26 protein-coding genes are annotated in these 24,379 nt (G+C 71.8%); 8 read left to right on the top strand and 18 right to left on the bottom strand.

Going from position 1 to position 24,379, the window contains the following annotated elements:
• Window positions 1-10: 10 nt before the first annotated feature.
• Complete coding sequence (locus tag ACWEOE_RS36460) at window positions 11-814, bottom strand: hypothetical protein (protein ID WP_452017410.1); 804 nt, start codon at window positions 812-814, stop codon at window positions 11-13.
• Window positions 814-2,283, bottom strand: coding sequence for a hypothetical protein (locus tag ACWEOE_RS36455; protein ID WP_452017485.1), 1,470 nt, complete (start codon window positions 2,281-2,283; stop codon window positions 814-816). The genes ACWEOE_RS36460 and ACWEOE_RS36455 overlap by 1 nt, the downstream gene beginning before the upstream one ends.
• Before the next feature lie 77 nt (window positions 2,284-2,360).
• Here ACWEOE_RS36455 and ACWEOE_RS36450 point away from each other — a divergent pair, with 77 nt between their 5' ends.
• Both ACWEOE_RS36450 and ACWEOE_RS36445 read left to right on the top strand, forming a co-directional pair.
• A complete protein-coding gene (locus tag ACWEOE_RS36450; protein ID WP_452017408.1) occupies window positions 2,361-2,798 on the top strand; it encodes a PPOX class F420-dependent oxidoreductase in 438 nt (145 codons plus the stop codon).
• A gap of 1,334 nt (window positions 2,799-4,132) precedes the next feature.
• The gene (locus tag ACWEOE_RS36445) at window positions 4,133-4,261 is read left to right on the top strand and encodes a hypothetical protein (RefSeq protein WP_452017406.1); all 129 of its coding nucleotides are present in this window, start codon (window positions 4,133-4,135) and stop codon (window positions 4,259-4,261) included.
• Here the strand turns inward: ACWEOE_RS36445 and whiA are convergent.
• The 4 genes from whiA to uvrC are packed head-to-tail and all read right to left on the bottom strand — an operon-like array spanning window position 4,258 to window position 9,171.
• Window positions 4,258-5,250, bottom strand: coding sequence for a DNA-binding protein WhiA (whiA, locus tag ACWEOE_RS36440; RefSeq protein ID WP_452017404.1), 993 nt, complete (start codon window positions 5,248-5,250; stop codon window positions 4,258-4,260). The two genes, ACWEOE_RS36445 and whiA, sit on opposite strands and share 4 nt — an antisense overlap.
• Before the next feature lie 36 nt (window positions 5,251-5,286).
• Window positions 5,287-6,267 (bottom strand): gluconeogenesis factor YvcK family protein, encoded by a 981-nt coding sequence (locus tag ACWEOE_RS36435; protein WP_452017402.1) that lies wholly within the window; start codon window positions 6,265-6,267, stop codon window positions 5,287-5,289.
• Entirely contained in the window at window positions 6,254-7,111 is an 858-nt protein-coding gene (gene rapZ / locus ACWEOE_RS36430; protein ID WP_360597079.1) for an RNase adapter RapZ, read from the bottom strand. Before rapZ ends, ACWEOE_RS36435 begins: the two co-directional genes overlap by 14 nt.
• A gap of 50 nt (window positions 7,112-7,161) precedes the next feature.
• On the bottom strand, window positions 7,162-9,171 hold the full coding sequence (gene uvrC / locus ACWEOE_RS36425) for an excinuclease ABC subunit UvrC (RefSeq protein WP_452017400.1): 2,010 nt from the start codon (window positions 9,169-9,171) through the stop codon (window positions 7,162-7,164).
• Between the two features lie 272 nt (window positions 9,172-9,443).
• Between uvrC and ACWEOE_RS36420 the strand changes: the two genes are divergently transcribed.
• The gene (locus ACWEOE_RS36420) at window positions 9,444-10,160 is read left to right on the top strand and encodes a S1 family peptidase (protein ID WP_452017398.1); all 717 of its coding nucleotides are present in this window, start codon (window positions 9,444-9,446) and stop codon (window positions 10,158-10,160) included.
• A gap of 72 nt (window positions 10,161-10,232) precedes the next feature.
• Window positions 10,233-11,009, top strand: a complete 777-nt coding sequence (locus ACWEOE_RS36415; protein WP_452017396.1) for an exodeoxyribonuclease III — start codon at window positions 10,233-10,235, stop codon at window positions 11,007-11,009.
• A 9-nt stretch (window positions 11,010-11,018) separates the two neighbouring features.
• On the opposite strand, the gene ACWEOE_RS36410 is transcribed toward ACWEOE_RS36415, so the two are convergent.
• The 5 genes from ACWEOE_RS36410 to rpe form a co-directional block, all read right to left on the bottom strand.
• Window positions 11,019-11,414: a PH domain-containing protein gene (locus ACWEOE_RS36410; RefSeq protein WP_452017482.1), complete on the bottom strand. Its 396-nt coding sequence runs from the start codon at window positions 11,412-11,414 to the stop codon at window positions 11,019-11,021.
• A gap of 59 nt (window positions 11,415-11,473) precedes the next feature.
• Window positions 11,474-11,980: a 6,7-dimethyl-8-ribityllumazine synthase gene (gene ribH, locus ACWEOE_RS36405; RefSeq protein ID WP_452017394.1), complete on the bottom strand. Its 507-nt coding sequence runs from the start codon at window positions 11,978-11,980 to the stop codon at window positions 11,474-11,476.
• Window positions 11,970-13,247, bottom strand: coding sequence for a bifunctional 3,4-dihydroxy-2-butanone-4-phosphate synthase/GTP cyclohydrolase II (locus tag ACWEOE_RS36400; RefSeq protein ID WP_452017480.1), 1,278 nt, complete (start codon window positions 13,245-13,247; stop codon window positions 11,970-11,972). Before ACWEOE_RS36400 ends, ribH begins: the two co-directional genes overlap by 11 nt.
• A 90-nt stretch (window positions 13,248-13,337) precedes the next feature.
• Window positions 13,338-13,943: a riboflavin synthase gene (locus ACWEOE_RS36395; RefSeq protein ID WP_452017392.1), complete on the bottom strand. Its 606-nt coding sequence runs from the start codon at window positions 13,941-13,943 to the stop codon at window positions 13,338-13,340.
• Between the two features lie 92 nt (window positions 13,944-14,035).
• Window positions 14,036-14,722 carry a ribulose-phosphate 3-epimerase gene (rpe, locus tag ACWEOE_RS36390; protein WP_452017390.1) on the bottom strand — a complete coding sequence of 229 codons (687 nt, stop codon included), beginning with the start codon at window positions 14,720-14,722 and terminating at the stop codon, window positions 14,036-14,038.
• Window positions 14,723-14,892: 170 nt separating this feature from the next.
• Between rpe and phoA the strand changes: the two genes are divergently transcribed.
• On the top strand, window positions 14,893-16,284 hold the full coding sequence (phoA, locus tag ACWEOE_RS36385) for an alkaline phosphatase (protein ID WP_452017388.1): 1,392 nt from the start codon (window positions 14,893-14,895) through the stop codon (window positions 16,282-16,284).
• A gap of 66 nt (window positions 16,285-16,350) precedes the next feature.
• Here the strand turns inward: phoA and ACWEOE_RS36380 are convergent, their stop codons facing one another.
• Genes ACWEOE_RS36380 through fmt form a run of 3 tightly spaced genes read right to left on the bottom strand, consistent with a single transcriptional unit; the run spans window position 16,351 to window position 19,212 of the window.
• Window positions 16,351-16,854 carry a flavoprotein gene (locus ACWEOE_RS36380; RefSeq protein WP_452017386.1) on the bottom strand — a complete coding sequence of 168 codons (504 nt, stop codon included), beginning with the start codon at window positions 16,852-16,854 and terminating at the stop codon, window positions 16,351-16,353.
• A gap of 10 nt (window positions 16,855-16,864) precedes the next feature.
• Complete coding sequence (locus ACWEOE_RS36375; RefSeq protein WP_452017384.1) at window positions 16,865-18,289, bottom strand: RsmB/NOP family class I SAM-dependent RNA methyltransferase; 1,425 nt, start codon at window positions 18,287-18,289, stop codon at window positions 16,865-16,867.
• A complete protein-coding gene (gene fmt / locus ACWEOE_RS36370; protein WP_452017382.1) occupies window positions 18,286-19,212 on the bottom strand; it encodes a methionyl-tRNA formyltransferase in 927 nt (308 codons plus the stop codon). Before fmt ends, ACWEOE_RS36375 begins: the two co-directional genes overlap by 4 nt.
• Window positions 19,213-19,307: 95 nt before the next feature.
• Here fmt and ACWEOE_RS36365 point away from each other — a divergent pair, with 95 nt between their 5' ends.
• Window positions 19,308-19,763: a GatB/YqeY domain-containing protein gene (locus ACWEOE_RS36365; protein WP_452017380.1), complete on the top strand. Its 456-nt coding sequence runs from the start codon at window positions 19,308-19,310 to the stop codon at window positions 19,761-19,763.
• 77 nt (window positions 19,764-19,840) lie between these two features.
• Here the strand turns inward: ACWEOE_RS36365 and ACWEOE_RS36360 are convergent, their stop codons facing one another.
• The 4 genes from ACWEOE_RS36360 to ACWEOE_RS36345 form a co-directional block, all read right to left on the bottom strand.
• A complete protein-coding gene (locus ACWEOE_RS36360) occupies window positions 19,841-20,056 on the bottom strand; it encodes a hypothetical protein (RefSeq protein WP_452017378.1) in 216 nt (71 codons plus the stop codon).
• The gene (locus ACWEOE_RS36355) at window positions 20,053-20,382 is read right to left on the bottom strand and encodes a hypothetical protein (RefSeq protein WP_452017376.1); all 330 of its coding nucleotides are present in this window, start codon (window positions 20,380-20,382) and stop codon (window positions 20,053-20,055) included. The genes ACWEOE_RS36360 and ACWEOE_RS36355 overlap by 4 nt, the downstream gene beginning before the upstream one ends.
• 222 nt (window positions 20,383-20,604) lie before the next feature.
• Window positions 20,605-21,267 carry a Crp/Fnr family transcriptional regulator gene (locus ACWEOE_RS36350; RefSeq protein ID WP_452017374.1) on the bottom strand — a complete coding sequence of 221 codons (663 nt, stop codon included), beginning with the start codon at window positions 21,265-21,267 and terminating at the stop codon, window positions 20,605-20,607.
• Window positions 21,268-21,286: 19 nt separating this feature from the next.
• Complete coding sequence (locus tag ACWEOE_RS36345; RefSeq protein WP_452017372.1) at window positions 21,287-21,907, bottom strand: hypothetical protein; 621 nt, start codon at window positions 21,905-21,907, stop codon at window positions 21,287-21,289.
• Window positions 21,908-22,160: 253 nt separating this feature from the next.
• Here ACWEOE_RS36345 and ACWEOE_RS36340 point away from each other — a divergent pair, with 253 nt between their 5' ends.
• Window positions 22,161-23,255, top strand: coding sequence for a helix-turn-helix domain-containing protein (locus ACWEOE_RS36340; RefSeq protein ID WP_452017370.1), 1,095 nt, complete (start codon window positions 22,161-22,163; stop codon window positions 23,253-23,255).
• A gap of 1 nt (window position 23,256) precedes the next feature.
• Window positions 23,257-24,379, top strand: a 1,123-nt coding sequence (locus ACWEOE_RS36335) for a hypothetical protein (protein WP_452017368.1), incomplete at its 3' end; no start/stop codon positions are given.

Raw genomic sequence — 24,379 nt, 5'->3', positions numbered from 1 at the left:
CGATTCCCCTCTACTGCAACGTGTCCGACGTCCTCGTGCGCAGCGTGCCCCCCGCGCTCGCGACCGCGACGACGTCGAGCGCGAGCAAGTCGTCGAACGCCGCGTCGGCGGCCAGCTCGCGCACCTGGATCTGGTACCGGGACGTGGTGCGGTAGGTGCCGCCCTGCTCGTCGCTCACCGGCACCAGAAAACCCTGGTCGGCGAGGAACCGCAGGGCGCGCGAGACCATGCCCCGGGTGGTGTCGGCGGCCATGCGGCCGTCCTTGGTGGCCGCCGCGGCCGGGCGGCGGGTGTAGGCGCGCCACGCCTGTTCCAGCTCCGGCGCGTCGGCAAGCGGGTCGTTGTTGGCCTCGGCCTGCTGCGCGCGCTCGTCGAGGATGCGCGATGCCTCGCGCACCATGGCGTCGACCTGCTCCACGCTCACGCGGCCGATGTAGGTGTCGTTGGCGAGGTCGTCCGGGCGCGGGTACGCCAGCGCCGCGGCGGCGAGGTGGATGAGGCCGTGGATGACCTTCTCGGTCTCGCGGCGTTCGCGGATCTTGGCCTGGCGGGCGTAGCTGTCCATCTTGATCTCGAAGATCGACTCGTCGACGGCCGCGAGCACCGCGCCCGCCTGCTGGTTGACCTCCAGCACCATGAGCCCGAGCCCGGCCGCGACGGCGTGCGTGAGCGCCTTGAACGCGTTGTCCTCGCCGTAGCGGCGCACCAGCTCGCCGTAGACGACGTCGCGCGCGGGCAGCTGCTTCGGGCGCATGCCGAACGCCACCAGGCGCGCGGCGGCCTCGGCGTCGACGCTCGTGTGCGTCACGGGCATCAGGCGACCTCCTCGGTCTCTTCGGCTTCTTCCGCCCGTTCGACCTCGGCGGTGGACAGCAGCAGGTCGGCGCCGCCGAACTCGGGGTCGTCGAGCAGCGTGCCGTCGTCGACGGCCAGCAGCACGTGGCGTTCCCCCTGGCGGCGCGCGGCGCCGACCTCGGGACTGTAGGCGTGCAGGGCGCGCAGCGCGACCAGGCTCGCCAGCCCGGGTTGCTTCGTGCGGCGTGCGTCCTCCAGCAGGCCCGACAGGCGGCGCGGCACGTCGGGCAGGTCGAGCAGGTCGTCGGCCAGGCGCCACACGTCGTCGCCGAAGCGGTCGGTGTCCTCGGCCGGCATCAGCTCGGGTTCGGGGACCTCCCCCACGAGCTGGTCGCGCTCGGGCGCGGGGCGCAGCAGCAGCGACACGAGCGAGGACAGTGCGGGCACCACCGGCGGCGTGATGCCGGCGACGGCGTGGAAGAAGTGCTCGGCGGGGGCGACGGCGTCGGCCAGCGGCAGCCCGAGGGTGGGCACGAGCAGCTGGCCGAACAGGTCGATCGTCGCGCGCTGCGGCGGGCCGGAGAACTGCTGGCGGTCCTGCTCGGCGCGGAACACCGCGCCCGCGGCGGCCAGGCGCGACTGCAGCCGGGTGTGGCGGCGGATGCAGTCGGCGACGATGTCCACCAGCTCGGCCGCGCGGCGCTTGTGGTCGAGGTCCTCGGACTCGTCGCGGGCGGTGGTGATGTTCTTGAGGATCGCGTTCTCCGCGCGGAAGCGGGACTCGATGTGGCCGAGCGCGGTGTCGAGCAGCTCGGGCACCTCCCGCTCCCAGTCGACGGCGCGCACGTCGCGGCGGGTGGCGTCGAGCTTGGCCCGCAGCGTCTCGCCGTACTGCACGGTGCGGTAGCGCGCCTGCTCGGCCGCGAGCTTCGCGTCGGCCAGCCGGCCGCGGTTGATGAGGTTCTCGAGCTTCACCTCGGCGGCGATCTGCGCCGACTCGACGTCGGTGTCCAGGGCTCCGACGAGCACGTTGATCGCCTCGTCCGTGGCGCGCAGGTACACCTCGCCGTCGGGGGCGGCCAGCTCCACGAGCAGCTTGAAGTCGAACTGTCGGCGCTGGTAGCCGCCCGGCCCCATCGAGCCGTAGACGCGCCGGAAGCCGCGGTCGGTCGTGCCGACGTTGATGAGGTTGTCGAGCACCCACTTCGCCACGCGCACGTGCTCTTCCGGCATGCGCGAGGGCGCCTGCTGCGCGATGAACGGCAGCAGCCGGTCGATGACCTGGTCGTGACCGGCGCCGGTGTCGAAGTCCATCGCGATGGTGACCTGGTCGATCGTGTGCAGCGCGATCTCGGCCATCTGGTAGATCGTGGCTTCGGCCCAGTCCAGCTTCGCCTTGCGCGCGTCGAGGTCGTGCAGCGGCGCGGTGCACGCGAGCGCCTTCAGCCGGCGGGTCAGCCCCTCGTCGGCCAGGCCCGCGATCTCCATCTCGTCGTCTCGCACAGCAGGCCAGGCTAGTCGGCCTGCTCAGGCGCCCGCACACGCGGACGGCTAGCGTGACCCACATGCGTGAGATGAGCAGGGCCGAGTGGTGGGCTTTCGCGAGCGAGGGCACGAGGACGGGCATGCTGGGGATCGTGCGCGCGAACGGCGCCCCGATCGTCACGCCGATCTGGTTCCTGCTGAACGAGGGGCCCGACGGCGACGAAATCGTGTTCAACACGGGCTGGAACACGCTGAAGGGCAAGGCGCTGCGCCGCGACCCGCGGCTGTCGCTCGCCGTCGACGACCAGCGGCCGCCGTACTCGTACGTGCAGTTCACGGCCGAAGCGACGTTGCACGACGACCACGACGAGAAGCTCGAATGGGCGACCCGGCTGGGCGGCCGGTACATGGGTCCGGACCAGGCCGAGGCGTACGGCAAGCGCAACGCCGTGCCGGAGGAATCGCTCGTTCGGGCGAAGATCACGAAGGTGATCGCGCGGGCGGACATCGCCGGCTGACGCGAGGCGGTCGGCTGCGCCTGGGCAGGCAGTGGTGCGGGCGGGCCGCTGTCGGCAGTTCGAATGGCTGTGCACCTGATGGCGGCCGGGTTGACGGACGGTGATCGAGCCGTCCGGTGTTGACACCACCCCGTTCGGGATGGTGTCATTCTTCCAATAGATAGGAAAGTTTCCTAACTATCGCCTCGGACCAGTCCCCCGCACTTCCGCCCCCACGTCCCGCCCCGCCTCTCGGCCGCACCGCCGCTGCCGGATCCCCTGTCCCGCAGGGCTTCCCGCCGGCGTGTGGCCCGTCGGCGAACCCCGCGACGGCGACGGGCCGGAACCCAGGACTGCGCCAGGGGTGACCGGAGCGGCGCCGGTCACCCCTGGCGCACACCAGCGTCCGCCTTTCCCGTCGGGCGCACCCCGGACCGCGGCCGGGACGACCGGAGCGGCGCCGCGGCCAGATCCTCGACGGTGAGGCACCGCCCGACGTCGGCCGGCGACCTCGCGAGCGCGGCCGCCAACCGCTCGGCCCGCTCCTGGCCCCGGTGCCGAAGTCGCGCACGGTCGTCGTGTGCCGCAACCGAGTTATGCAGCTCAAATCGGTTGTGCCGCATGGTGTTCTGGAAGGGTGACCGAACCGAACCGCCCGTACCGCTGGGATCTCGTGCGTCCCGAACAGGTCGGTGCCCTGCCCGCCGGGGTGCCGGATTTGTGGTTCCTCGACGAGCTCACGGACTGCGCGGCGAAGGTGCTGGCGCGAAGCGGCGACGGGGACCTGCACTTCGTCGGCCGGTCCGCCGACAGCGTGTACGACCTGTTGAGCGGCGCCCTCACCGACCGCAGCCGGCTGCGGTTGCTGCCGCTTTCGTTGAGGATGGTCGGGCCCACGGCGCCGCTGGCGGCTGCCGAAAAGGCGCAGCTGCGGGCGAACCTGGCCGACGCCGGCATCTCCCCCGCCGTGCTCGCGGCCGGCGGCCCACCGGTGGTGTTCACCGATCTCGTCCACCACGGTGACACGGTCAAGACGCTCGTCGCGCTCCTGCGCGACTGGGCCGCCGACGACGGTGTCGCCTGGGTGGAAGTGCGGCGGCGACTGCGGATCGTCGGCATCACCTGGCGGTTCGACACGAGCCCCAAGACCTGGCGCTGGCACCGGAACGCGGCCTGGACCACCGACCTGCCGACCGGCGCCATCCGCAACGTCTCACTCCACGGCAACGTCTGGCACTACTTCGGCAACTGGCAGCCGAAACTGACGCGGTCCTTCGGCCGGACCCGCCGATCCCGAAGCGCCCCGCCACGACGAAAAGACCCGCGAAGCCCTGACCGAAGCGCTGGCGATCGTCGTGGCCGGCCGCACCGCGGCGGTGCGGGACTGGCTGGTGCGCACGATCGTGAAAGAGCCGGCGATCGCGCAGCCGTGGCTGCGCGCGCTGGTCACCGAGCTCAAGCTGCCGGGACAACGCAAGCCCTAGGCTTCCTCTTCCTCCAGCATCTCCGGGGTCACCGCGGACTCGGTGTCCGGGATGTTCAGGTCCTTCGCCCGCTTGTCCGCCATGGCGAGCAGGCGGCGGATGCGACCGGCGACCGCGTCCTTCGTCATCTGGGGGTCGGAGAGCTGGCCGAGTTCCTCCAGCGACGCCTGGCGGTTCGAGAGGCGCAGCTTGCCGGCCGCCAGCAAGTGGTCCGGGGCGGTGTCGCCGAGGATGTCGAGGGCGCGTTCGACGCGGGCGGCCGCCGCGACGGCCGCGCGGGCCGAGCGGCGGAGGTTGGCGTCGTCGAAGTTGGCGAGGCGGTTGGCGGTGGCCCGGACCTCGCGGCGCATGCGGCGTTCTTCCCACTGCAGCACGCTGGCGTGGGCGCCGAGGCGCGTGAGCAGGGCGCCGATGGCGTCGCCGTCGCGCACCACCACGCGGTCGGCGCCGCGGACCTCGCGCGACTTCGCCTGGATGCCCATGCGGCGGGCGGCGCCGACGAGCGCCAGCGCGGCCTCCGGGCCCGGGCAGGTGACCTCGAGCGACGACGAGCGGCCCGGCTCGGTCAGCGAACCGTGGGCCAGGAATGCGCCGCGCCACGCTGCTTCGGCGTCGGCGACCCCGCCGGACACCACGGCGGCGGGCAGGCCGCGCACGGGCCGGCCGCGCTGGTCGATCAGGCCCGTCTGGCGGGCGAGGCCCTCGCCGTCCTTCACCACGCGCACGACGTAACGCGTGCCCTTGCGCAGGCCGCCGCTGGCGGTGATCACGTGCACGTCGGACTGGTGGCCGTAGAGCTCGTGGATCTCCTTGCGCAGGCGCCGCGCCACCGAGCCCGTGTCGAGCTCGGCCTCCACCACCACGCGGCCGGCCACGATGTGCAGCCCGCCCGCGAAGCGAAGCAGCGACGCGACCTCCGCCCGGCGTGGCCCGATCTTCGTGATCTCGAGCCTGCTCAGTTCGTCCTTCACCGCGGCGGTCATCGCCATGTACTGCCCCTCCTGCCTTCCGCTGCGCGCCCGCCGTCAGCCACGGTGCTGTCCCCCGTCGAGGCCGAGAGCCTCTCGCATGCACCGGGCGAGCGCATCAGGATCATGCCGTCCCTCCACGACCGGGTCGGCCACCGCCCCCAGATGGGCGCGGCCGCCGAGCCGCTGCGCCGCCCGGCGCAGACTTGCCGGGTCCGGCACGGAATCGCGGTCCGCGATCACGGCGTCGACCCGCAGCGCGGGGGCGTGTTCGAAGAGTACGTCGAGATGGCGCTCCGGGGAGAACCCGGCAGTTTCCCCCGGCTGGGGGACAAGGTTGAGGACCACCACCTTGGTCGCCTTCGTCCGCACGAGCGCGTCGTGCAGATCCGGCACGAGCACGTGCGGCAGCACACTGGTGAACCACGAACCGGGTCCGAGGAACACCACGTCGGCACCCAGCACGGCCTCGATGGCCTCGGCACAGCCGTGCGGCGGCCGCGCCTGGCGCCCGACCGGGTGCAAGCTGATGCGGTGCACCTGCCCGGGGGTGCTCGCCACGGCCACCTGCCCGCGGATCCGGCGGACCGCGCCCGGGTCCTCGCTGTCGAGCCCGCTCACCTCGGCCTCGATCTCGAGCGGCTCCGGCGACATCGGCAGCACCCGTCCGGAAATCCCCGTCAGGCGGCTCGCCTCGTCGAGCGCCGCCACGGGATCGCCGAGCACCTCGAACAGGCCGGCCAGCAGCAGGTTGCCCACCGCGTGGCCGGCCAGCGCGCCGTCGCCCCCGAAGCGGTGCTGGAAGACCTCGGCCCACAGCGTGCCGCCGTCCTCCGCCGCGAAGGCCGCGAAGGCCTGCCGCAGGTCGCCCGGCGGCAGGAGCCCCAGCTCCCGGCGCAGGCGCCCCGAGGAGCCCCCGTCATCGGCCACGGTGACGACCGCCGTGACCTCCCGGGTGACCCGGCGCAACGCGGTGAGCGTCGCGTGCAGGCCGTGTCCGCCGCCGAGCGCGACCGCGCGTACGTCACTCACGGCCAAGGTCGCGGTGCACCACCTTCACGGCCATTCCGTCCTCCTTGGACAGTCGGTGCGCGAGCTCCTCCGAAATCGCGACGCTGCGGTGCTTCCCGCCCGTGCAGCCGACGGCGAGCGTGAGGTACCGCTTGCCCTCGCGCTTGTAGCCGGCGCCGATCAGGCGCAGCAGCTGGTGGTAGCGGTCGAGGAACTCCTCCGCGCCTTCCTGCGAGAGCACGTAGTTGCGCACCTCGCCGTCGAGCCCCGTGTGGTCGCGCAGCTCCGGGATCCAGAACGGGTTCGGCAGGAACCGCACGTCCATCACCAGGTCGGAGTCCATCGGCAGGCCGTACTTGTAGCCGAACGACAGCACGGTCACCCGCGTCTGCGTGCTCGCCTCGGACCCGAACGCGTCCTCGATCTTCGCCCGCAGGTCGTGCACCGACAGCGCGGAGGTGTCGAGCACCAGGTCCGCTTCCTCGCGCAGCGGGGCCAGCAGCTTGCGCTCGGCGGTGATGCCGTCGGCGAGCCGGCCGTCGCCCTGCATCGGGTGGCCGCGGCGCACCGCCTCGAACCGGCGCACCAGCACGGCGTCGGTGGCCTCGAGGAACAGCACGCGCGGCTTGTACCCGCGCGCGTCGAGGTCCTTGATCACCGAGGCCAGGTCGTCGGTGAACGCGCGCGAGCGCACGTCCATCACCACGGCCACCTTGGTGATCGCGCCCCGCGCCTGCGCGCCCAGCTCGACCATGGTGGCGATGAGCTCCGGCGGCAGGTTGTCCACGACGAACCAGCCCAGGTCCTCCAGGCACTTCGCCGCCGTCGAGCGCCCCGCTCCCGAGAGGCCGCTGACGACGGCGACCTCCATCCCGGTTCCCCGGCTGTCCTCTTGCGCACTCACGATGGTTCCTTCCCCGATCACGACCCCTTGTCCCCTCCCGAACCGGCACCGGTCTCCCCGGCCAGTGCCGCCACCACGGCCTCCGCGGTGCGCCTGCCGAAGCCGGGCACCGCCTCGATCTCCTCGACCCTGGCTTGCTTGAGCTTCTTCACCGAGCCGAAGTGCTTGATCAGCGCGGTGCGCCGAGCCTGCCCCAGCCCGGGCACACTGTCCAATTCGGACGCCGACAGCCGCTTGGACCGCTTCTCGCGGTGGTAACGGATGGCGAAGCGGTGAGCCTCGTCGCGCAGGCGCTGCAACAGGTACAGCGCCTCCGACGTGCGCGGCAGGATCACCGGATCGGGGTCGGCGGGCAACCAGACCTCCTCGAGCCGCTTCGCGAGCCCCACCACGGCGATGTCGGTGATCCCCAGCTCCGCCAGCACGTCGGCCGCCGCGGTCGCCTGCGGGCCCGCGCCGTCGACCACGAGCAGGTTGGGCGGGTACGCGAACTTGCGCGGACGGCCCGTGTCCGGGTCGATGCCGGGACGCGCGGGTTCGATGGCCCCGTCGTCCGTGCCGTCTTCGGCCACTGCGTCGCCGGAGCCGCTCGGCTCCGCGGTTTCCTTGAGGTAGCGGTGGAACCGGCGGCGCACGACCTCCGCGATCGACGCGACGTCGCCTTCTTCCGCCGCCTCGCGCAACGCGAACCGGCGGTACTCGGACTTGCGCGCGAGACCGTCCTCGAACACCACGAGCGACGCCACCACGTCACTGCCCTGGATGTGGCTGATGTCGATGCACTCGATGCGCAGCGGCGCGCTGTCGAGCGCGAGGAAGTCCTGCAGCTCCTGCAGGGCCGCCGAACGCGCGGTGAGGTCGCCGGCCCGGCGCAGCTTGTGCTGGGTGAACGCTTCGCCCGCGTTGCGCTCCACCGTTTCGGCGAGCGCCTTCTTGTCCCCACGCTGGGCCACGCGCACCCGCACCCGCGAGCCGCGGATCCCGGAGAGCCACTCACCGAGCGCCTCGGCGTCGGCGGGCAGCTCCGGCACGATCACCTCGCGCGGCACGACCGGCCCGGCGTCGACGCCGTCGCGCGCCGCGCGGTCGGACTCCTCGCCGTAGAACTGCGTGATGAACTGGTCGACCAGCGCCGCGACGTCCATCTCCTCGGCCTTGTCGATGACCCACCCACGCTGCCCGCGCACGCGTCCGCCGCGCACGTGGAACACCTGCACGGCCGCTTCCAGCTCGTCGTGGGCGAAGGCGACCACGTCGGCGTCGGTGCCGTCGCCGAACACCACCGCCTGCTTCTCCATCGCGCGGCGCAGGGCACCGAGGTCGTCGCGCAACCGCGCGGCGCGTTCGAACTCGAGCTCCTCCGACGCCGCCGCCATCTCCTGCTCGAGCCGGCGGATCATCGCGTCGGTGCGGCCCGCGAGGAAGTCGCAGAAGTCCTCGACGATCCCCCGGTGCTCGTCGGCCGACACGCGCCCGACGCACGGCGCCGAGCACTTGTCGATGTACCCGAGCAGGCACGGGCGGCCGATCTGCCCGTGGCGCCGGAACACACCCGCCGAGCAGGTGCGGGCCGGGAACACCCGCAGCAGCAGGTCGAGCGTCTCGCGGATGGCCCACGCGTGGGAGTACGGCCCGAAGTAGCGCACGCCCTTCTTGCGCGCCCCGCGGTAGACGTGCAGGCGCGGGTACTCCTCGTTCAACGTCACCGCGAGCACCGGGTAGCTCTTGTCGTCGCGGTAGCGGACGTTGAAGCGCGGGTCGAACTCCTTGATCCAGTTGTACTCGAGCTGCAGCGCCTCGACCTCGGTGGTGACCACGGTCCACTCGACGCTCGCGGCCGTGGTGACCATCTGGCGCGTGCGCGGGTGCAGGCCCATGAGGTCGGCGAAGTAGGAGTTCAGCCTGCTGCGCAGGCTCTTGGCCTTGCCGACGTAGATGACCCGCTTGGCGGCGTCACGGAATTTGTACACGCCAGGGGCGTCCGGGATGCTCCCCGGCGAGGGACGGTAGGTGGTCGGGTCAGCCACGTCTCGAATCTACGCAGTGGCGCGTAGCGCCTCCGCTGAGGGTGGAGGTGGGGGCATGGGCGGACCATGGTCCCGCCCCGACAACTTTGCGGGCCCCCGGTGCGAGCGGCCCGTTCGGCACTCGGCTGGTGCCCACCGCCCGCCCCGACCCGACGGAAGTCGGGTGATTCGGACACGCGCGACCTTCGTCGGTTCCCGGCCGGGTGACGCGCTGATTACCGTCCGTTCCAGCCGAGACCCGGCACTTCCGGTCCCCACCGAAAGGAACTCCCGTGCGCAGAACCCGTTTCGCCGGCGTGGTCACCGCCGCCGCCGTCGCGTGCACCCTGGCCGGCGGCACCGCCGCCACCGCGCAGACGAACATCGTGGGCGGCGGCACCGCGCCCGCTGTCAGCTGGGGCGCCCAGGTGTACGTGAACACCCCGGGCCGCGACTTCGAGGGCTTCAACTGCTCCGGCACGGTCATCGCGGCGCGCTGGGTGATGACGGCCGTGCACTGCCTCGACGAAGACGGCAGCGGCATGTACGTGCGCGTCGGCACCAACACGCTCTTCGGCGGCACCAAGATCGCCGTCGACCGCGAAGCCGAGTCGCCCAACGGCGACATCGCGCTGCTGCACCTCGCGCAGGCCACCACCGCCAAGCCGATCACCCTCGGCAGCGCGGACCCGGCCACGGGCAGCACCAACCAGCTCTACGGCTGGGGCCGCACGACTCCGACCGGTCCCCCGGCGTCGGCGCTGAAGGTCGCCAACGTGCAGGTCACCGGCCGCTCCACCGACGCCTACGGCGGGCGCGCGATCCAGAGCGTCGGCATCGACGGGTCGGCGTGGAAGGGCGACTCGGGCGGGCCCGAGGTCGCGAACGGCGTGCAGGTCGGCGTGGCCTCGACCGTGCAGAACCAGAGCGGCACGAACACCCGCGGCACCAACAACTACGCGAGCGTCGCCACCAGCCGCTCGTGGATCCGCAGCACCGCGGGCGTCTGAGCCGGACCGACCGCACCCGAGCGGGGGTGCGTGGCCGGGTGCCCCGGGCCACGCACCCCTATCCTGGCGGTCGTGAGGATCGCGACCTGGAACGTCAACTCGATCGTGCCGCGGCTGCCGCGCGTGCTCGACTGGCTCGAGCGCTCGGCACCCGACGTGCTCTGCTTGCAGGAGCTGAAGAACACCACCGAAGCGTTCCCGGCCGACGAGCTGAAGGCGCTCGGGTACGACGTCGCCGCGTACGGCCTCGGCCGGTGGAACGGAGTCGCGATCGTCTCGCGCGTGGGCCTCGACCACGTGGTCCGCGGGCTCACGGGCGAGCCGCGGTTCGACGGCGCCGCCGAGGCCCGCGCCGTCGGTGCCACTTGCGGCGGCGTGCGGGTGTGGTCGGTGTACGTGCCCAACGGCCGGGAGCCCGACAGCCCGCACTACGCGTACAAGCTGGAGTGGCTGGAAGCGTTGCGCACCACGGTCGCGAACGAGCTTTCCGACGCGCCCTTCGCCGTGCTCGGCGACTTCAACGTCGCCCCCACCGACGCCGACGTGTGGGACCGCTCGCTGTTCGACGGCTCCACGCACGTCACCGAACCCGAGCGCGCGGCGCTGGCCCGGCTGCGCGACCTCGGCCTGACGGACGTGTTCCCGCGCCCGCTGAAGTACGACCACCCGTTCACGTACTGGGACTACCGCGCCGGGAACTTCCCCAACAACCGCGGGATGCGCATCGACCTCGTGTACGGCAACGAACCGTTCGCCGGGGCCGTGCGCGATTCCTATGTGGACCGTGAGGCCCGCAAGGGCAAGGGCCCGTCGGACCACGCCCCGATCGTCGTCGACCTGGAGCGGTAGCCCGAACGGTCAGGAACCCGTGGCCGCCTTGTGCAGCTTGCGCAGCGCGCGCACGGCGGCCACCGCGCGTTCGCGGTCCACGGCCTGCACGGCCATCACCGAGAAGTACTCGTCGTCGGGCAGTTCGAGCCGGGCCCACGAAGCGCCGTCGGGGAAACTGACGGACAGCACGTCGCTCCACAGGAACCGGCGGGTCGTGATCACGTTGCGGACCTCGATGCCGGTCGCGTCCGCGCGCACCCGCGCGTTGGCGAACAGCATCGTGCCCAGCGCGAGCAGCACGCCGATACCGATCATCGCGACCTGGTCGGACTTCTCGAAGACCACGCCGGTGTGCGAGTTGCGCAGCAGGATCGCGACGACCACGAACACCGCCAGCAGCACCACGGCCAGCACGCTGCACATCACCAGCGCCCGCCGCGGGCGGAGCACCAGAGTCGTCTCCTGCTCGGTCACGGCGGGGCTCACACGAATCCCCGCTCGGTCCACGGCTGGCGAAGGCTGCGCAGCACGTGGGCGGAGTCGAGCGCCGCGACCGTGGCCTCGTAGCCCTTGTCCTCCTTCGACCCCGGCAGGCCGGAGCGGTCGAGCGCTTGCTGCTCGTTGTTGACCGTGAGCACGCCGTTGCCCACGGGGGTGCTCTCGTCGAGCGCCACCCGCGTGAGGCCGGCGGTGACCGAGTCGCACACGTAGTCGAAGTGCGGGGTCTCGCCGCGGATCACCACGCCGAGCGCCACGACCGCGTCGTGGTGGCGGGCCAGCGCCTGCGCGACCACCGGCAGCTCCACGGCGCCGGCGACGTGCACCACGGTCGGCTCCTCTTCGAGCTCGGCCGCCTTCGCGGCCGCCAGCGCCCGCCCCAGGAGCTTTTCGGTGATGTTCGCGTTCCACCGAGTGGCCACGATCCCGAGCTTGAGCGCCTTGCAGTCACTCAGGTCGAGCTCGAACTCGGGCCGTCCCTCACCGCTCATCGGGTGTTGTCCCCTTCTCCGCCTGGTCGGCGGCACCCACCTGTTCGTAGTGCTCCAGCTGCGCGAGGTCGTGGCCCATGCGGTCGCGTTTGGTCCGCAGGTACCGCAGGTTCTCGGGGTTGGGCGAGATGGGCAGCGGCACGCGGCCGGTGACCCGCAGGCCGTACCCCTCGAGGCCGACGCGCTTGGCCGGGTTGTTCGTGAGCAGCCGCATCGACCGCACGCCGAGGTCGCACAGGATCTGGGCGCCGGTGCCGTAGTCGCGGGCGTCGGCCGGGACGCCGAGGGCGAGGTTGGCGTCGACGGTGTCCGCGCCGGCGTCCTGCAGCTGGTAGGCCTGCAGCTTGTGCAGCAGGCCGATGCCGCGGCCCTCGTGGCCGCGGATGTAGAGCACGACGCCGCGGCCCTCGTCGGCCACGGCCTGCAGCGCGGCGTCCAGCTGCGGACCGCAGTCGCAGCGCAGGGAACCGAAGACGTCGCCGGTGAGGCACTCGGAGTGCACGCGCACGAGGATGTCCTCGCCGTCGCCGATCTCGCCGTAGACGAACGCGATGTGCTCGATGCCGTCGAGCAGGCTGTCGTAACCCACGGCGCGGAACGTGCCGGCGGCCAGCGGGATGCGGGCCTCGGCGACGCGCTCCACCTGCTTCTCGGTGCGGCGGCGGTAGGCGATCAGGTCGGCGATCGTGATCACCCGCAGGTCGTGGTCGGCGGCGAAGACCTCGAGCTCGTCGCGCCGCGCCATGTCGCCCTCGTCCTTCTGCGACACGATCTCGCAGAGCACGCCCGCGGGGTGGAGCCCGGCCATGCGGGCCAGGTCCACCGACGCCTCGGTGTGCCCGGGGCGGCGCAGGACGCCACCCTCCTTCGCGCGCAGCGGCACGACGTGGCCCGGCCGGCGGAAGTCCTTCGCCGACGCCTCCGGGTCGGCCAGCAACCGCATCGTGTGCGCGCGGTCGGCGGCGGAGATGCCGGTGGTGATGCCCTCGGCCGCGTCCACGGTCACGCTGTACGCGGTGCCGCGCACGTCCTGGTTCGTGTGGTACATCGGCGGCAGGTCGAGGCGGTCCGCCTCGGCTTCGGTGAGCGCGACGCAGACGTAGCCCGAGGTGTACCGGACCATGAACGCCAGCAACTCCGGCGTCGCCTTCTCCGCGGCGAAGATCAGATCGCCCTCGTTCTCGCGATCCTCGTCGTCGACGACCACCACGGCCTTGCCCGCCGCGATGTCCGCGATGGCCGCCTCGATGGCGTCAGCGTCGAACACCGCGCCGGCACCGCAGGGCGTCCAGCCCGTCCGCGGCTCGGCCGCCTTCGTCTCGCTCACGGCTGCTCCTTCGTACCGTCCGACCGAACGTCACACATTGTGCGCGCTCGCGGCCAGATGTGGGGTCGCCAGCTTCTCCACGTACTTCGCGACCACGTCGACTTCGAGGTTCACGAGGTCACCCGCTTCGCGGCGGCCGAGGGTCGTGGCCTCGAGCGTGGTGGGGATCAGCGCCACGGAGAACTGCTCGTCGGTGATCGACGCCACGGTGAGCGAGACGCCGTCGACGGCGATCGAGCCCTTCTCGACGACGTACTTCGCCAGGCCCTTGGGCAGGGCGAACGTGGTCACGCCCGTGTCGTCGCGCGAGAGGAAAACCCCCGTGCCGTCGACGTGGCCCTGCATGATGTGCCCACCGAGCCGGCCACCCGCGGGGGTGGCGCGCTCGAGGTTCACGGCGTCGCCGACGGCGACCTTGTTGAGGCTCGAACGCTCGAGTGTCTCGTTCACCACATCGACGGTGAACGTGCCCTCGGAAGAGGTGACGACGGTCAGGCAGACCCCGCTGACGGCGATCGAATCGCCGTGGGCCGCGTCCGACGTGACCAAGGGGCCACGCACCGTGAGCCGGGCCGTGTTCGTGCCCTGCTCGACCTCGATGACCTCGCCGATCTCCTCGACAATGCCGGTGAACACCGCTGCTGCCTCCTCGCCGCCGTCACCGCCGGAAACCCGGTGATCCCACCATCCAACACCCGCGCGGACCCGGTTGCTTCCCGGGCCCGGGGTCAGTCTCGACGGCTGCGTGCCGCTTGTTCCCGCAGGGCCGCGACCGCGCGGCCCGGGTCGTCCGCACCGTAGACGGCGGACCCGGCGACGAAGCAGTCGACGCCCGCTTCGGCGGCCTGCTCGATGGTCTCGGCGTTGATGCCGCCGTCGATCTCGACCACGAGCTTGAGGTGGCCGGTGTCGACGAGGCGGCGTGCGGTGCGCACCTTCTCCAGTACGTCGCGGATGAACGACTGGCCGCCGAAACCGGGCTCGACCGACATCACGAGCAGCGTGTCGTAGTGCCTGAGGGTCTCGACGTGGGGCTCGAGCGGGGTGCCGGGCTTGATCGACAGGCCGGCCTTCGCCCCCGCCGCGCGCAGGTCCTTCGCGAGCTTGACCGGGTCGTTCGCGGCTTCGACGTGGACCGTGACGTTGTAGGCACCGGCCTCGGCGTAGCCGATCGCCCAGCGGTCCGGGTCGTCGATCATCAGGTGGCAGTCGAGCGGCACGTCGGTGGACTTGATCAACGCCTCGACCACGGGCAGCCCCAGCGTCAGGTTGGGCACGAAGTGCGCGTCCATCACGTCGACGTGGACCCAGTCGGCGCGGGTCTCCCCCGGCCGCGCGATCGCCGCGATCTCCTCGCCGAGCCGGGCGAAGTCCGCGGACAGGATGCTGGGTGCGATGAGAGGTCGGTCAGCCACGGCCCGAGTCTAGGTCGGGCCTGGTCACCGTCGTGAACCGGCCGTAGGGGTCCGGTGTTCTCTTTTCGGACAGATGCTGATCATCCGGAGTCTTCGTGCGCAACACATGCACAAGAACTAATGACGCAAGCCGGAGGTTCCGGATTAATCACCATCCGAGGAGAAATTGCATGAGAACGCTCTTCGCCGGCCGCCGCAAGTGGCTGACCGCGGGCGCGCTCGGCGCCGCGCTGATCGCCGCGGCCCCGGTCGCGCTGGCGACCCCGGACACGTCGGACACCGCCGCTCGCACCGCTTCCACGGGCGACCGCACGCAGGAAGTCCGCAACGCGATCGAGGGCGGCACCGCCCGCAACGTGATCCTGTTCATCGGCGACGGCATGGGCCAGTCGGAGATCACCGCGGCGCGCAACTACGAGCGGGGCGCGGCCGGCCGGCTCTCGATGGACGAGCTGCCGCTGACCGGCGACTACACCACCTACGCCGTGGAGCAGAACAACCCCGGCAAGCCGAACTACGTGACCGACTCGGCCGCGTCCGGCACCGGCTGGGCCACCGGCACCAAGACCTACAACGGCGCCATCTCGGTCGACGCGTACGGCAACCCCGTGCCGACGATCCTCGAGCTGGCCAAGCGCGGCGGCCTGCGCACCGGTGACGTGACGACCGCCGAGGTCCAGGACGCGACCCCGGCCGTGCTCGGCTCGCACGTCGTCAGCCGCGACTGCAAGGGCCCGGTCGAGACCACCGCCAAGTGCGCGGTCAACGCCAAGGAGAACGGCGGCGCCGGCTCGATCTCCGAGCAGCTGGTGCAGACCCGCCCCGACGTGCTCCTCGGCGGCGGCGCGGCCTTCTTCGACCAGAAGGTGACGGCCGGCAAGTACAAGGGCAAGACCGTGCTGGACCAGGCGAAAGCGGCGGGCTACAACGTCGTCAACACCGCCGCGGACCTGGCGAAGGCGAAGAAGGGCAAGCCGGTCCTCGGCCTGTTCGCGCAGAACAACATGCCCGTGAACTGGACCGGCCCGGCCGCCGTCCACGGTGGCACCAAGCCGGCCCGCTGCACGCCGAACGCCGCCCTGCCGAAGACCCAGCCGAAGCTCGCCGAGCAGACCCGCAAGGCGATCGAGCTGCTCGACGACCGCCACAGCGACAAGGGCTTCTTCCTCCAGGTCGAGGGCGCCAGCATCGACAAGCAGGACCACGCGGCCGACCCGTGCGGCCAGATCGGCGAGACGATCGACTTCGACTCCGCGATCGCCGCGGGCCTCGCCTACGCCCGCAGCCACCGCGACACCCTCGTGCTGGTGACGGCCGACCACGGCCACAGCAGCCAGATCGTGGAGCCCACCGCCACCCCGGGCCTCACCGCGACCCTCGTCACCAACGAGGGCGCGAACATGACGCTGGCCTACGGCACCGCGGAGACCGGCGGCTCGCAGTCGCACACCGGTACCCAGGTCCGCATCGCGGGCTACGGACCGCAGGCCGCGAACATCGTCGGGCTGACCAACCAGACCGACGTGTTCTCGACGCTCAAGCGGGCCCTGCGCCTGCGCTGACCCTTCGCCGGGTGAACGGGTGCGTCTCCTGGTCCGGAGGCGCACCCGTTTTTTCGGGCGCCGGGTTCACGCGCCGGGCAGGAGGTCCAGGACTTCCGACCACGGCCGGCGCGGGTCCAGGCGGTGCAGGCGGACGCCCGCGGACGTGAGCGTGTCCAGGTGGCGCTGCCAGGCCGGGTGGTGCACCCGGGTGTCCTGGATCTGGTACGCCACCACGATCGTCATCCCGGGTGCGCCCAGCACGTCGCCGAGCACCGTCAGCGCCTGGTTGTCCGCGATGCCCAGGGCGAGCTTCGCCACGGAGTTGGCCGACGCGGGCGCGAACAGGAACACCGCCGGGTCCGGGTGCGGCCGTGGCTCACCGGGCAGGCGCGACACAGTGCGCACCGGCAGATCCGTGGTGGCGGCGAGCTCGGTCAGCCCGCCCGTCGCCTCCAGCCAGCGGTGGGCGACGGGTGTGAGGGTGACGGCGAGTCGCCAGCCGCGTGTGACGGCCGGCCGCGCGAGCTCGGCGGTGAACCGGGTGTCCAGCCCACCGCACGAGCTCGCGACCAGGCCGAGGTCCCTCACGGTTTGCGCCTCACGGTTTACGCAGCGCGGCGCAGAACATCGCGTCGGTGCCGTGGCGGTGGGGCCACAGCTGCACGTACGGGCCGTCGCCGAGCAACGGCACGCCGGGGAAGAATTCGCGCGCGTCGAGGACCTCGGTCTTGGTGCGGCGGGCGATCTCGCCCACCACGCCCTCGGTCTCGGCCAGGTGCGGCGAGCACACGACGTAGGTGACCACGCCGCCCGGCCGCACCAGGTCGAGGGCGGCGGTGAGCAGCTCGCCCTGAAGCTTGGTGAGGTCGGAGACGTCGCTGGGCTTGCGCCGCCAGCGGGCTTCCGGCCGCCGCCGCAGCGCGCCGAGGCCGCTGCACGGCGCGTCGACGAGGATGCGGTCGTAGCCCGGTTCGAGGCCGGACTCGCGGCCGTCGGCCACGTGCACCTTCACCGGCAGGCCGCGCGTCGCGTTCTCCACGAGCTTCGCGCGGTGCGGGGCCTTCTCCACAGCGTCCACGGTCGCGCCGCTGATCGCGGCCAGCGCGCCGAGCAGCGCGGCCTTGCCGCCGGGGCCCGCACACAGGTCGAGCCAGCGCTCGTCGGAGCCCGCCACGGGCACCTTCGTGGCGGCGATCGCGCACAGCTGGCTGCCCTCGTCCTGCACGGCGGCGAGGCGTTCGCGAACGGGCTCGGCCTCGGCCGGGTCACCGGCGCCGGCGGGCAGCCGCACGCCGTAGGGCGAGTACGGGGCGACGTCGCCGCCCGTGATCGCGGCCAGCTCGTCGGCGCTGATCTCGCCGGGGCGGGCGACCAGGTGCACCTCGGGGCGGGCGTCGTCGGCTTCCAGCGCCGCCTTCAGCTCGGCGCCCTTGTCACCCAGCGCTTCGGCGAACGAGCGCGCGACCCAACGCGGGTGCGCCGTGCGCAGCGCGTACGAACCGATCGGGTCGGCCGACTCGTCGGGCGCCAGCTCGTCGAGCCACTGCGCTTCGTCCTTTGCGGACACCGAGCGCAGGATCGCGTTGGCGAAACCCGTGGCCCACGAACCGGCTTCGGCGCGAACGAGGTCCACAGTGGACCCGACAGCCGCGTGCTCCGGGATGCGCGTGCGCAACAGCTGGTAGACGCCCAGGCGCAGTGCGTCGAGCACCACCGGGTCCGTCTTCTCGACCGGACGCTCGGCGCAGGCGCCGATCACGGCGTCGAGCAGCCCCTGGGCCCGCGAAGCGCCGTACGTGAGCTCCGTGGCCAGCGCCGCGTCGCGGCCGGAGATCCGGCGCTCACGAAGCAGCTGCGGCAGCACGAGGTTCGCGTACGCGTCCTTCTCACGCACCGCGCGCAGCACGTCGAACGCGACCTGGCGGGCCGGGTCGACCTCCGGCGGACGGCGCGGTCCGTCCTTGCGCGGAGCCGGCCGGCCCCGCTGCGGCCGCGACGGCCGCCGTTCCCCACGCTCGTTCACCGCAGGCGCTCTCCCTCTTCGATCCGTGTACCGCGCGCCCAGTCGGTGGCCGCCATCCGTTTCTTGCCCGATGCCTGGACCTCGCCCAGCCGCACCGGTTTCGTCACCGTGCCCACGAGCACCCGCTTGCGTTCGACCACGAGCTCGCCCGGCGGCGGGCCCGGTTCGTCGACCACCGTGACGGGGCCCAGCTTGAAGCGCTCGCCGCGGAACTCCGCCCACGCGCCCGGTTCCGGCGTCACCGCGCGGATGTGCCGGTCGACGGACGCGGCCGGGTCGGCGAACGACACCCGCGCGTCCTCGACCGTGACCTTCGGCGCGTAGGTCATCCCGTCGCCCGACTGCTCGACGGCGCGCAGGGTGCCGTCGGCGATGCCGTCCATGGTGGACAGCAGCAGGTGCGCACCCGACTCGGCGAGGCGGCCCAGCAGCGTGCCCGCCGTGTCGGTGGCGCCGATCTGCTCGGTGACGACGCCGAACACCGGCCCAGCGTCGAGCTCCTTGACGATGCGGAACGTGCTGGCGCCGGTGATCTCGTCGCCGGCGCGGATCGCCGACTGCACGGGCGCGGCGCCGCGCCACGCCGGCAGCAGCGAGAAGTGCAGGTTCACCCAGCCGTGGGCCGGGATGTCGAGCGCGCTCTGGGGCAGCAGCGCCCCGTACGCGACGACGGGGCACGCGTCGGGCGCCAGCTCCTTGAGCCGCGCGAGGAACGCGGGGTCACCGGCCTTCGCGGGCGTGAGCACCTCGATGCCGTGCTCGTCGGCGAGCGCCCCCACGGGCGAGCGCACGACGTGCCGGCCGCGCCCGGCCTGGGCGTCGGGGCGCGTCACCACGGCGACGACCTCGTGGCGGTCGGATTCGAGCAGTGCGCGCAACGACGGCACGGCGGGTTCGGGGGTGCCGGCGAAAACGAGCCTCATCACCGCACCTCCGGAAGCGATTCGTACTGGTTGGACATCGCGGTCGAGTCTAGAAGACCCGCGCGTGGCGGCAGCGGTGGTGCCAGGATCAGGGGATGACCACGCTCAAGCAGATCCTCCACGACGACCTCACCACCGCCATCAAGGCGCGCGACCAGCTCCGCTCCGCGACCCTGCGGCTCACGCTCTCGGCCATCGCCTACGAGGAGACCGCGGGCGACGCCCACCGCGAGCTGTCGGACGACGAGGTGCAGAAGATCATCACCCGCGAGGTGAAAAAGCGCCGCGACGCCGCGGAGGCGTTCGCGGGCGCCGGCCGCGCCGAGTCCGCCGAGCGCGAGCAGGCCGAGGCCGAGGTCCTCAAGGCCTACCTGCCGGCACAGCTTTCCGACGACGAGCTGGCCGCGCTGGTCACGGACGCCGTGGCCTCGACCGGGGCGTCGGGCATGGCGGGTATGGGCGCGGTGATGAAGGCCGTGCAGCCGAAGGTCGCGGGACGCGCGGAAGGCGGGCGGGTGGCGGCGGAGGTGAAGAAGCAGCTGGCCGGGTGAGCCGATCGCCTGCGGCAAAAGAAAACCCGGTGCCCGCCGAGCGCGGGACCGGGTTCGCGGATCTTCGGGTCGGTGCGCTAGCGGAGCGCCACCAGGGTCAACGTCGCCAAGCCGCCGAGCCCGCCGACCGCCATCACGACGCCGGCGAGCGACGCGACGAGCGCGGCGGTCTTCGCGAGCCACCCGACCAACCGCCACACCAGCCGGACCAGCAGCACGAACACCACCAGCCCGAGCACCAGCACCACCTCCGACGAACCACCGTCGGCGGCCGCGACCGCCAGCGCGGTCACCAGCGGCCTCGCCCGGCCGGGAGCCGCTCGGCCGGCGGCGTCTCGCGCGCAGCCGCGCGCCACGCCTCGACCTCACGCCGGATCTCGAGCGCCCGGCGCCGCTCCGTGCCCAGCCGCCACGCCCACCGCCACCCGACGGCGAGCGAGACGACCGACCCGAGCACGAGCACCAGAACCGCTTGCGCGACAAGGCCGGTGAAGTCGGCCAGGCTCAGGAGCACCAGCAGCGCCCACGCCTGGATCACGGTGAACGGAATCACGATCGCGGCCGCGTAGACCCCGCGACGCCAGCGGATCGGTTGCGGGGCGGGAAGAAACGGGTCCATGGTTACCTCCGTGGTGGGTGCGTGACTCCAGGATTCCGCTGCGGGACAGGGAAATCTGTGTCTGCAGACACCTTCGAAGGAAATCGCCGGACCCGATTTCCGGCCGCACGCGGCGTCGAACGCACAGGAATGCCCGAGGCACAAGGAAATCCCCTGCCGATCGCCATCGAAACGGCCGTGGCACCGGGAAATTCGGGGCCGGTCAGGGCGTCCGCGACGAACTCAGCGCGCGAGCCGGCCGAGCTCCGCGAACCGGTGGACCACCACTTGCCCCCGCGAGGTGCTCACGACCCCGAGCCGGCGCAGCTCGCGCGTCACCCGCGCCCACGATTCGCGCGAAATCGCCGCCGTGGTGGCGAGTTCGGCCTGCGTGCCGGGGATCGCGATCACGATGTCGTCGCCCCGGCGTACGCCGTGCTGCACCGCCAGCTGCATCAGCAGCGCGGCGACGCGGCGGGTCATCGTGCCGCCGCCGACGTCGAGGCGCTGACGGCCGGCGTCACGCAGGCGCCGGGCCAGGACCAGCAACAGCGCCCACGAGATGGTGGGCTCTCGCCGGCACAACGCGGCGAACCGCGGGGCCGGCACCACGAGCGCGTCGAGGTCGTCGAGCGCTGCGACGGTCGCCGAGCGCGGGCCGCCGTCGATGGCGCCGAGTTCGCCGACCACGTCGCCCGCGCCGCGCACGGCGATCACGACCTCGCGGCCGTCGGAGGTGGCGTTGGTGATCCGGACGTGCCCCTTCAGCAGGAGCACCACCACCGCGGCGTGATCACCCTCGCGGCACACGACGTCGCCGCGGCGGTAGCTGCGCCGCACGGCGAGCTCGGCCACCTTGTCCCGCTCGGTCGCGCCGAGCGCCGGCCAGAATCCGGTCGTGTCCATGGCCCACCTCCCTGGCTCGTCAGGCGGTGAGGCCCGCTCCGGGGAGACCCGCGAAGTCGGCGGTGCGGAGCCAGCCCCGCATGCGCTTGCCGCCCACGCGCACGTGGAACGCCTGGGTGAACTCGGCGCGATCGATGCCGTCGTAGCCGTGGCGCACCACCGACCAGTGGATGGCCTCGGACACCGCCAGCGCCAGCGGCCCGGCCTCGCGCAGGCGGCGGCGCACCTCCGGCGCGTCGAGCAACCGGCAGGCGAGGTCGACGTCCTCGCCGTAGGGGCCGTGCAGGTCGTAGTGCACCTCGCCGGCGTGGATCGCCACCCGCAGCCGGAACGCCTCGTCGGGTCGCTCGGCGTTGTGCCGCGCGAGCAGGTCCTCGAGCGCGGGCACCACGCCGGCGAGCAGCAGCGTCTTCGGCGCCTCGTCGACCGGCCGGACCAGGCACAGCGCACCGTCTCCGCGATCCACGAACGGGTCTCTGGACCCCTCCGCGATGCCGCCGGCGCGGAACGCCTCGTCGAGCAGGTCGAACACGATCGCACGCAGCCGGGCCCGGGCGGGGTTGGTGCGGGTGGTCGACCCCTCGATGTCGACCACCACGATCGCCCGGTGCAGCGGTACGTGCAGAACAGCGGTGTCCATGGCAGACCCCCTTGTTCAGGTCGCTACTGAAATCTAGTAGACTTCCACCGAACCAACTGTAAGGGCTCAGCCACTGGCTGAACAGGGCCACTTCCTTAAGTTCTGACTAAGAAGTTCGCCAGCTCGATCAACTGAACAACTCCCCGAACCCGAACAGACCAGCCACAGTGAGTCTGATGGGCCAGGGAGATACTCCCCGTGTACAATCGCCGTCACTCACGTTCCAGTGAAGTTCACTGAAGGGTGTGAAGTCGTGTCCCAGCCGAGTCCCGCCCTCGCCGGTCGCCTCCGTGCGCTGCGCAAGCAGAGCTGGCCGGGTGTGGTCATCACCCAGCGCCAGCTCGCCGAGGCGTTCGGGGTGAGCAACGCGCTGCTCTCGTCCTGGGAGAACACCGGCAGCCCCGCGAGCCCGCCGGAGCACCGTCTCGACGCGTACGCCACCTTCTTCGCCACCCGCCGTTCGATCGAGGGCCGGGACTTCCGCATCCTGCCGGAAGAGCAGCTCACCGACGAGGAACAACAGCGGCGCGCGGACCTGCTCGCCGAGCTCACCGACCTGCGCGGCAGCACCGCCGACACCACCGACCTCCGCGGCGGCGCCCCGAAGGTCACGCGCTCGGAGGAGATCGGCCCGGACAACCTGTGGCGCTTCGCACCGAACCAGGACGTCGTGATCGTCGACGCACAGCTGCCACCCGACCTCCAGATCAAGTACGCCGACCCGGCCAATCCCGACTATTCCCGGCTCTTCAGCTACGCTGACCCGGACGCGCTGATCGAGCTCTACGGTCACATCCGGGCGTGCAACCCCGGCAACCACGTCTCGTTCCGCACCGCCAACCCCCGCGTTCCGCTGCGCCCCAAGGACTACACCGCCCACCTCGTGCTGCTCGGCGGAGTGGACTGGAACCCGCAGACCCGCGAGCTGCTCAACCTCATCGACGCACCGATCCGCCAGATCGGCCGCGACGAGCCGGGCAAGGACGAACGAGGGGGGTTCGAAGTGACCCACCCCGACGGCACGACCGAACTCTTCACCGCGCGACTGTCACCGGAGAAGACCCTCATCGAGGACGTCGCGCTCTTCTACCACGGAGTCAACCCGCTCAACCGCAAACGCACCGTCACCGTGTGCAACGGGATGTACGGCCGGGGCACCCTCGGAGCCGTACGAGCGCTCACCGACCCGCGGTTTCGCGATCGCAACCAGGATCACCTGAACTCGCGATTCGCTGCCGCGAAGTCCTACAGCATCATCAGCCGAGTGCCGATCTTCAACAACCAGGGACTCACCCCCGATTGGACCCTCCCTGAGCACCGGCTGCACGAATGGCCAGAAACGAGCTGAAATGACCACTGCCGTCGGAGCGCCGGCGCAGCTACCCACCCACCGGCGCCTGGTGGCCGAGGTCGGCGCCGGCACCACGCCCGAAGTGGCGCTGGACGCGATCGTGGTGCCCAACGGCCGTGACGAGCACGCGCTGGTCCACGTCTGGGACATCGCCCGCGAACTCGAGGTGCCGGTCCTGCTGCTCTGCAGCCACGCGGCAAGCGCCGACCGGGTCGTGCTGTCGGCGAAAACGGCCGGCGTGCAGGCCTTCGCGATCGACACCGACGGCCTGCCCGAGCACGTCATGCCTCGCTTCGCCACGACCGAGCTGCTGCGCGTGAACGGACTCCTCCGCGGCGCCGACACCAGCCTCAAGCGCAACCTCGGCCTGCTCGTCGCCGGCCTGGCGCGCTGGGACCGGGTGCTGTTCCTCGACGACGACATCACGCTGCCCCGCCCCGCCGACCTGCTCGAGGCCGCGGGCTTGCTGGGCGAGTACGCGGCCGTCGGCCTGAACAACATCGGCATGCCGGACAACTCCGTGGTCTGCCACGCCTACCGCGAATCCGGCGGGTGGCAGGACACCTTCGTCGGGGGCGGGGCGCTGGTCGTGGGCGAGCGGTGCCTCGATTCGTTCTTCCCGGACATCTACAACGAAGACTGGTTCTTCCTGCTGGGCGACAACGGGTTGCGGCGCACCGCGCTCACCGGAAGCGCGTTTCAGGCGGACTACGACCCGTACAACCTGATCCGCGCCGAGAACGAGGAGCTGGGCGACACCCTCGCCGAAGGCGTGTACGCCCTGCTCGACCGGGGTCTCGGCCTCAGGGCCGCGACGGAGGGCTACTGGGCCGATTTCCTCGTCCAGCGCAGGAACTTCATCCGCAAGGCGATGCTGCAGGTGCAGGAAGCGAACGGGCTGGATCCGGCCAGGCGCGACAACATGATCGAAGCGCTGCGCACGGCCTTGCGCCAGAGCGAGAACGTGCTCAAGCCGCAGTTGTGCGCGAGCTACCTGCGGGCTTGGCAGGAGGACCGCGCGACGTGGTGCGCGCACGTGGCCGAGCTCCACGAACAGCACGCGGCCGACGGTGTCGACGGCGCGTTCCGCACCCTCGGCATCACCGGGCTGGTGCAGCAGA

The sequence above is a fragment of the Amycolatopsis sp. NPDC004368 genome (genome assembly GCF_053602515.1).
This window is presented reverse-complemented; position numbering and strand designations above follow the sequence as displayed.

What these genes read in the sequence shown, in the direction of transcription:
- ACWEOE_RS36345 (WP_452017372.1), bottom strand. Translation starts at nt 21,907, where the DNA reads ATGGACACCGCTGTTCTGCACGTACCGCTGCACCGGGCGATCGTGGTG.
- ACWEOE_RS36365 (WP_452017380.1), top strand. Translation starts at nt 19,308, where the DNA reads ATGACCACGCTCAAGCAGATCCTCCACGACGACCTCACCACCGCCATC.
- ACWEOE_RS36455 (WP_452017485.1), bottom strand. Translation starts at nt 2,283, where the DNA reads ATGGAGATCGCGGGCCTGGCCGACGAGGGGCTGACCCGCCGGCTGAAG.
- ACWEOE_RS36450 (WP_452017408.1), top strand. Translation starts at nt 2,361, where the DNA reads ATGCGTGAGATGAGCAGGGCCGAGTGGTGGGCTTTCGCGAGCGAGGGC.
- phoA (WP_452017388.1), top strand. Translation starts at nt 14,893, where the DNA reads ATGAGAACGCTCTTCGCCGGCCGCCGCAAGTGGCTGACCGCGGGCGCG.
- ACWEOE_RS36355 (WP_452017376.1), bottom strand. Translation starts at nt 20,382, where the DNA reads ATGGACCCGTTTCTTCCCGCCCCGCAACCGATCCGCTGGCGTCGCGGG.
- fmt (WP_452017382.1), bottom strand. Translation starts at nt 19,212, where the DNA reads ATGAGGCTCGTTTTCGCCGGCACCCCCGAACCCGCCGTGCCGTCGTTG.
- ribH (WP_452017394.1), bottom strand. Translation starts at nt 11,980, where the DNA reads ATGAGCGGTGAGGGACGGCCCGAGTTCGAGCTCGACCTGAGTGACTGC.
- rapZ (WP_360597079.1), bottom strand. Translation starts at nt 7,111, where the DNA reads ATGGAGGTCGCCGTCGTCAGCGGCCTCTCGGGAGCGGGGCGCTCGACG.
- ACWEOE_RS36410 (WP_452017482.1), bottom strand. Translation starts at nt 11,414, where the DNA reads ATGTGCAGCGTGCTGGCCGTGGTGCTGCTGGCGGTGTTCGTGGTCGTC.
- ACWEOE_RS36350 (WP_452017374.1), bottom strand. Translation starts at nt 21,267, where the DNA reads ATGGACACGACCGGATTCTGGCCGGCGCTCGGCGCGACCGAGCGGGAC.
- whiA (WP_452017404.1), bottom strand. Translation starts at nt 5,250, where the DNA reads ATGGCGATGACCGCCGCGGTGAAGGACGAACTGAGCAGGCTCGAGATC.
- ACWEOE_RS36460 (WP_452017410.1), bottom strand. Translation starts at nt 814, where the DNA reads ATGCCCGTGACGCACACGAGCGTCGACGCCGAGGCCGCCGCGCGCCTG.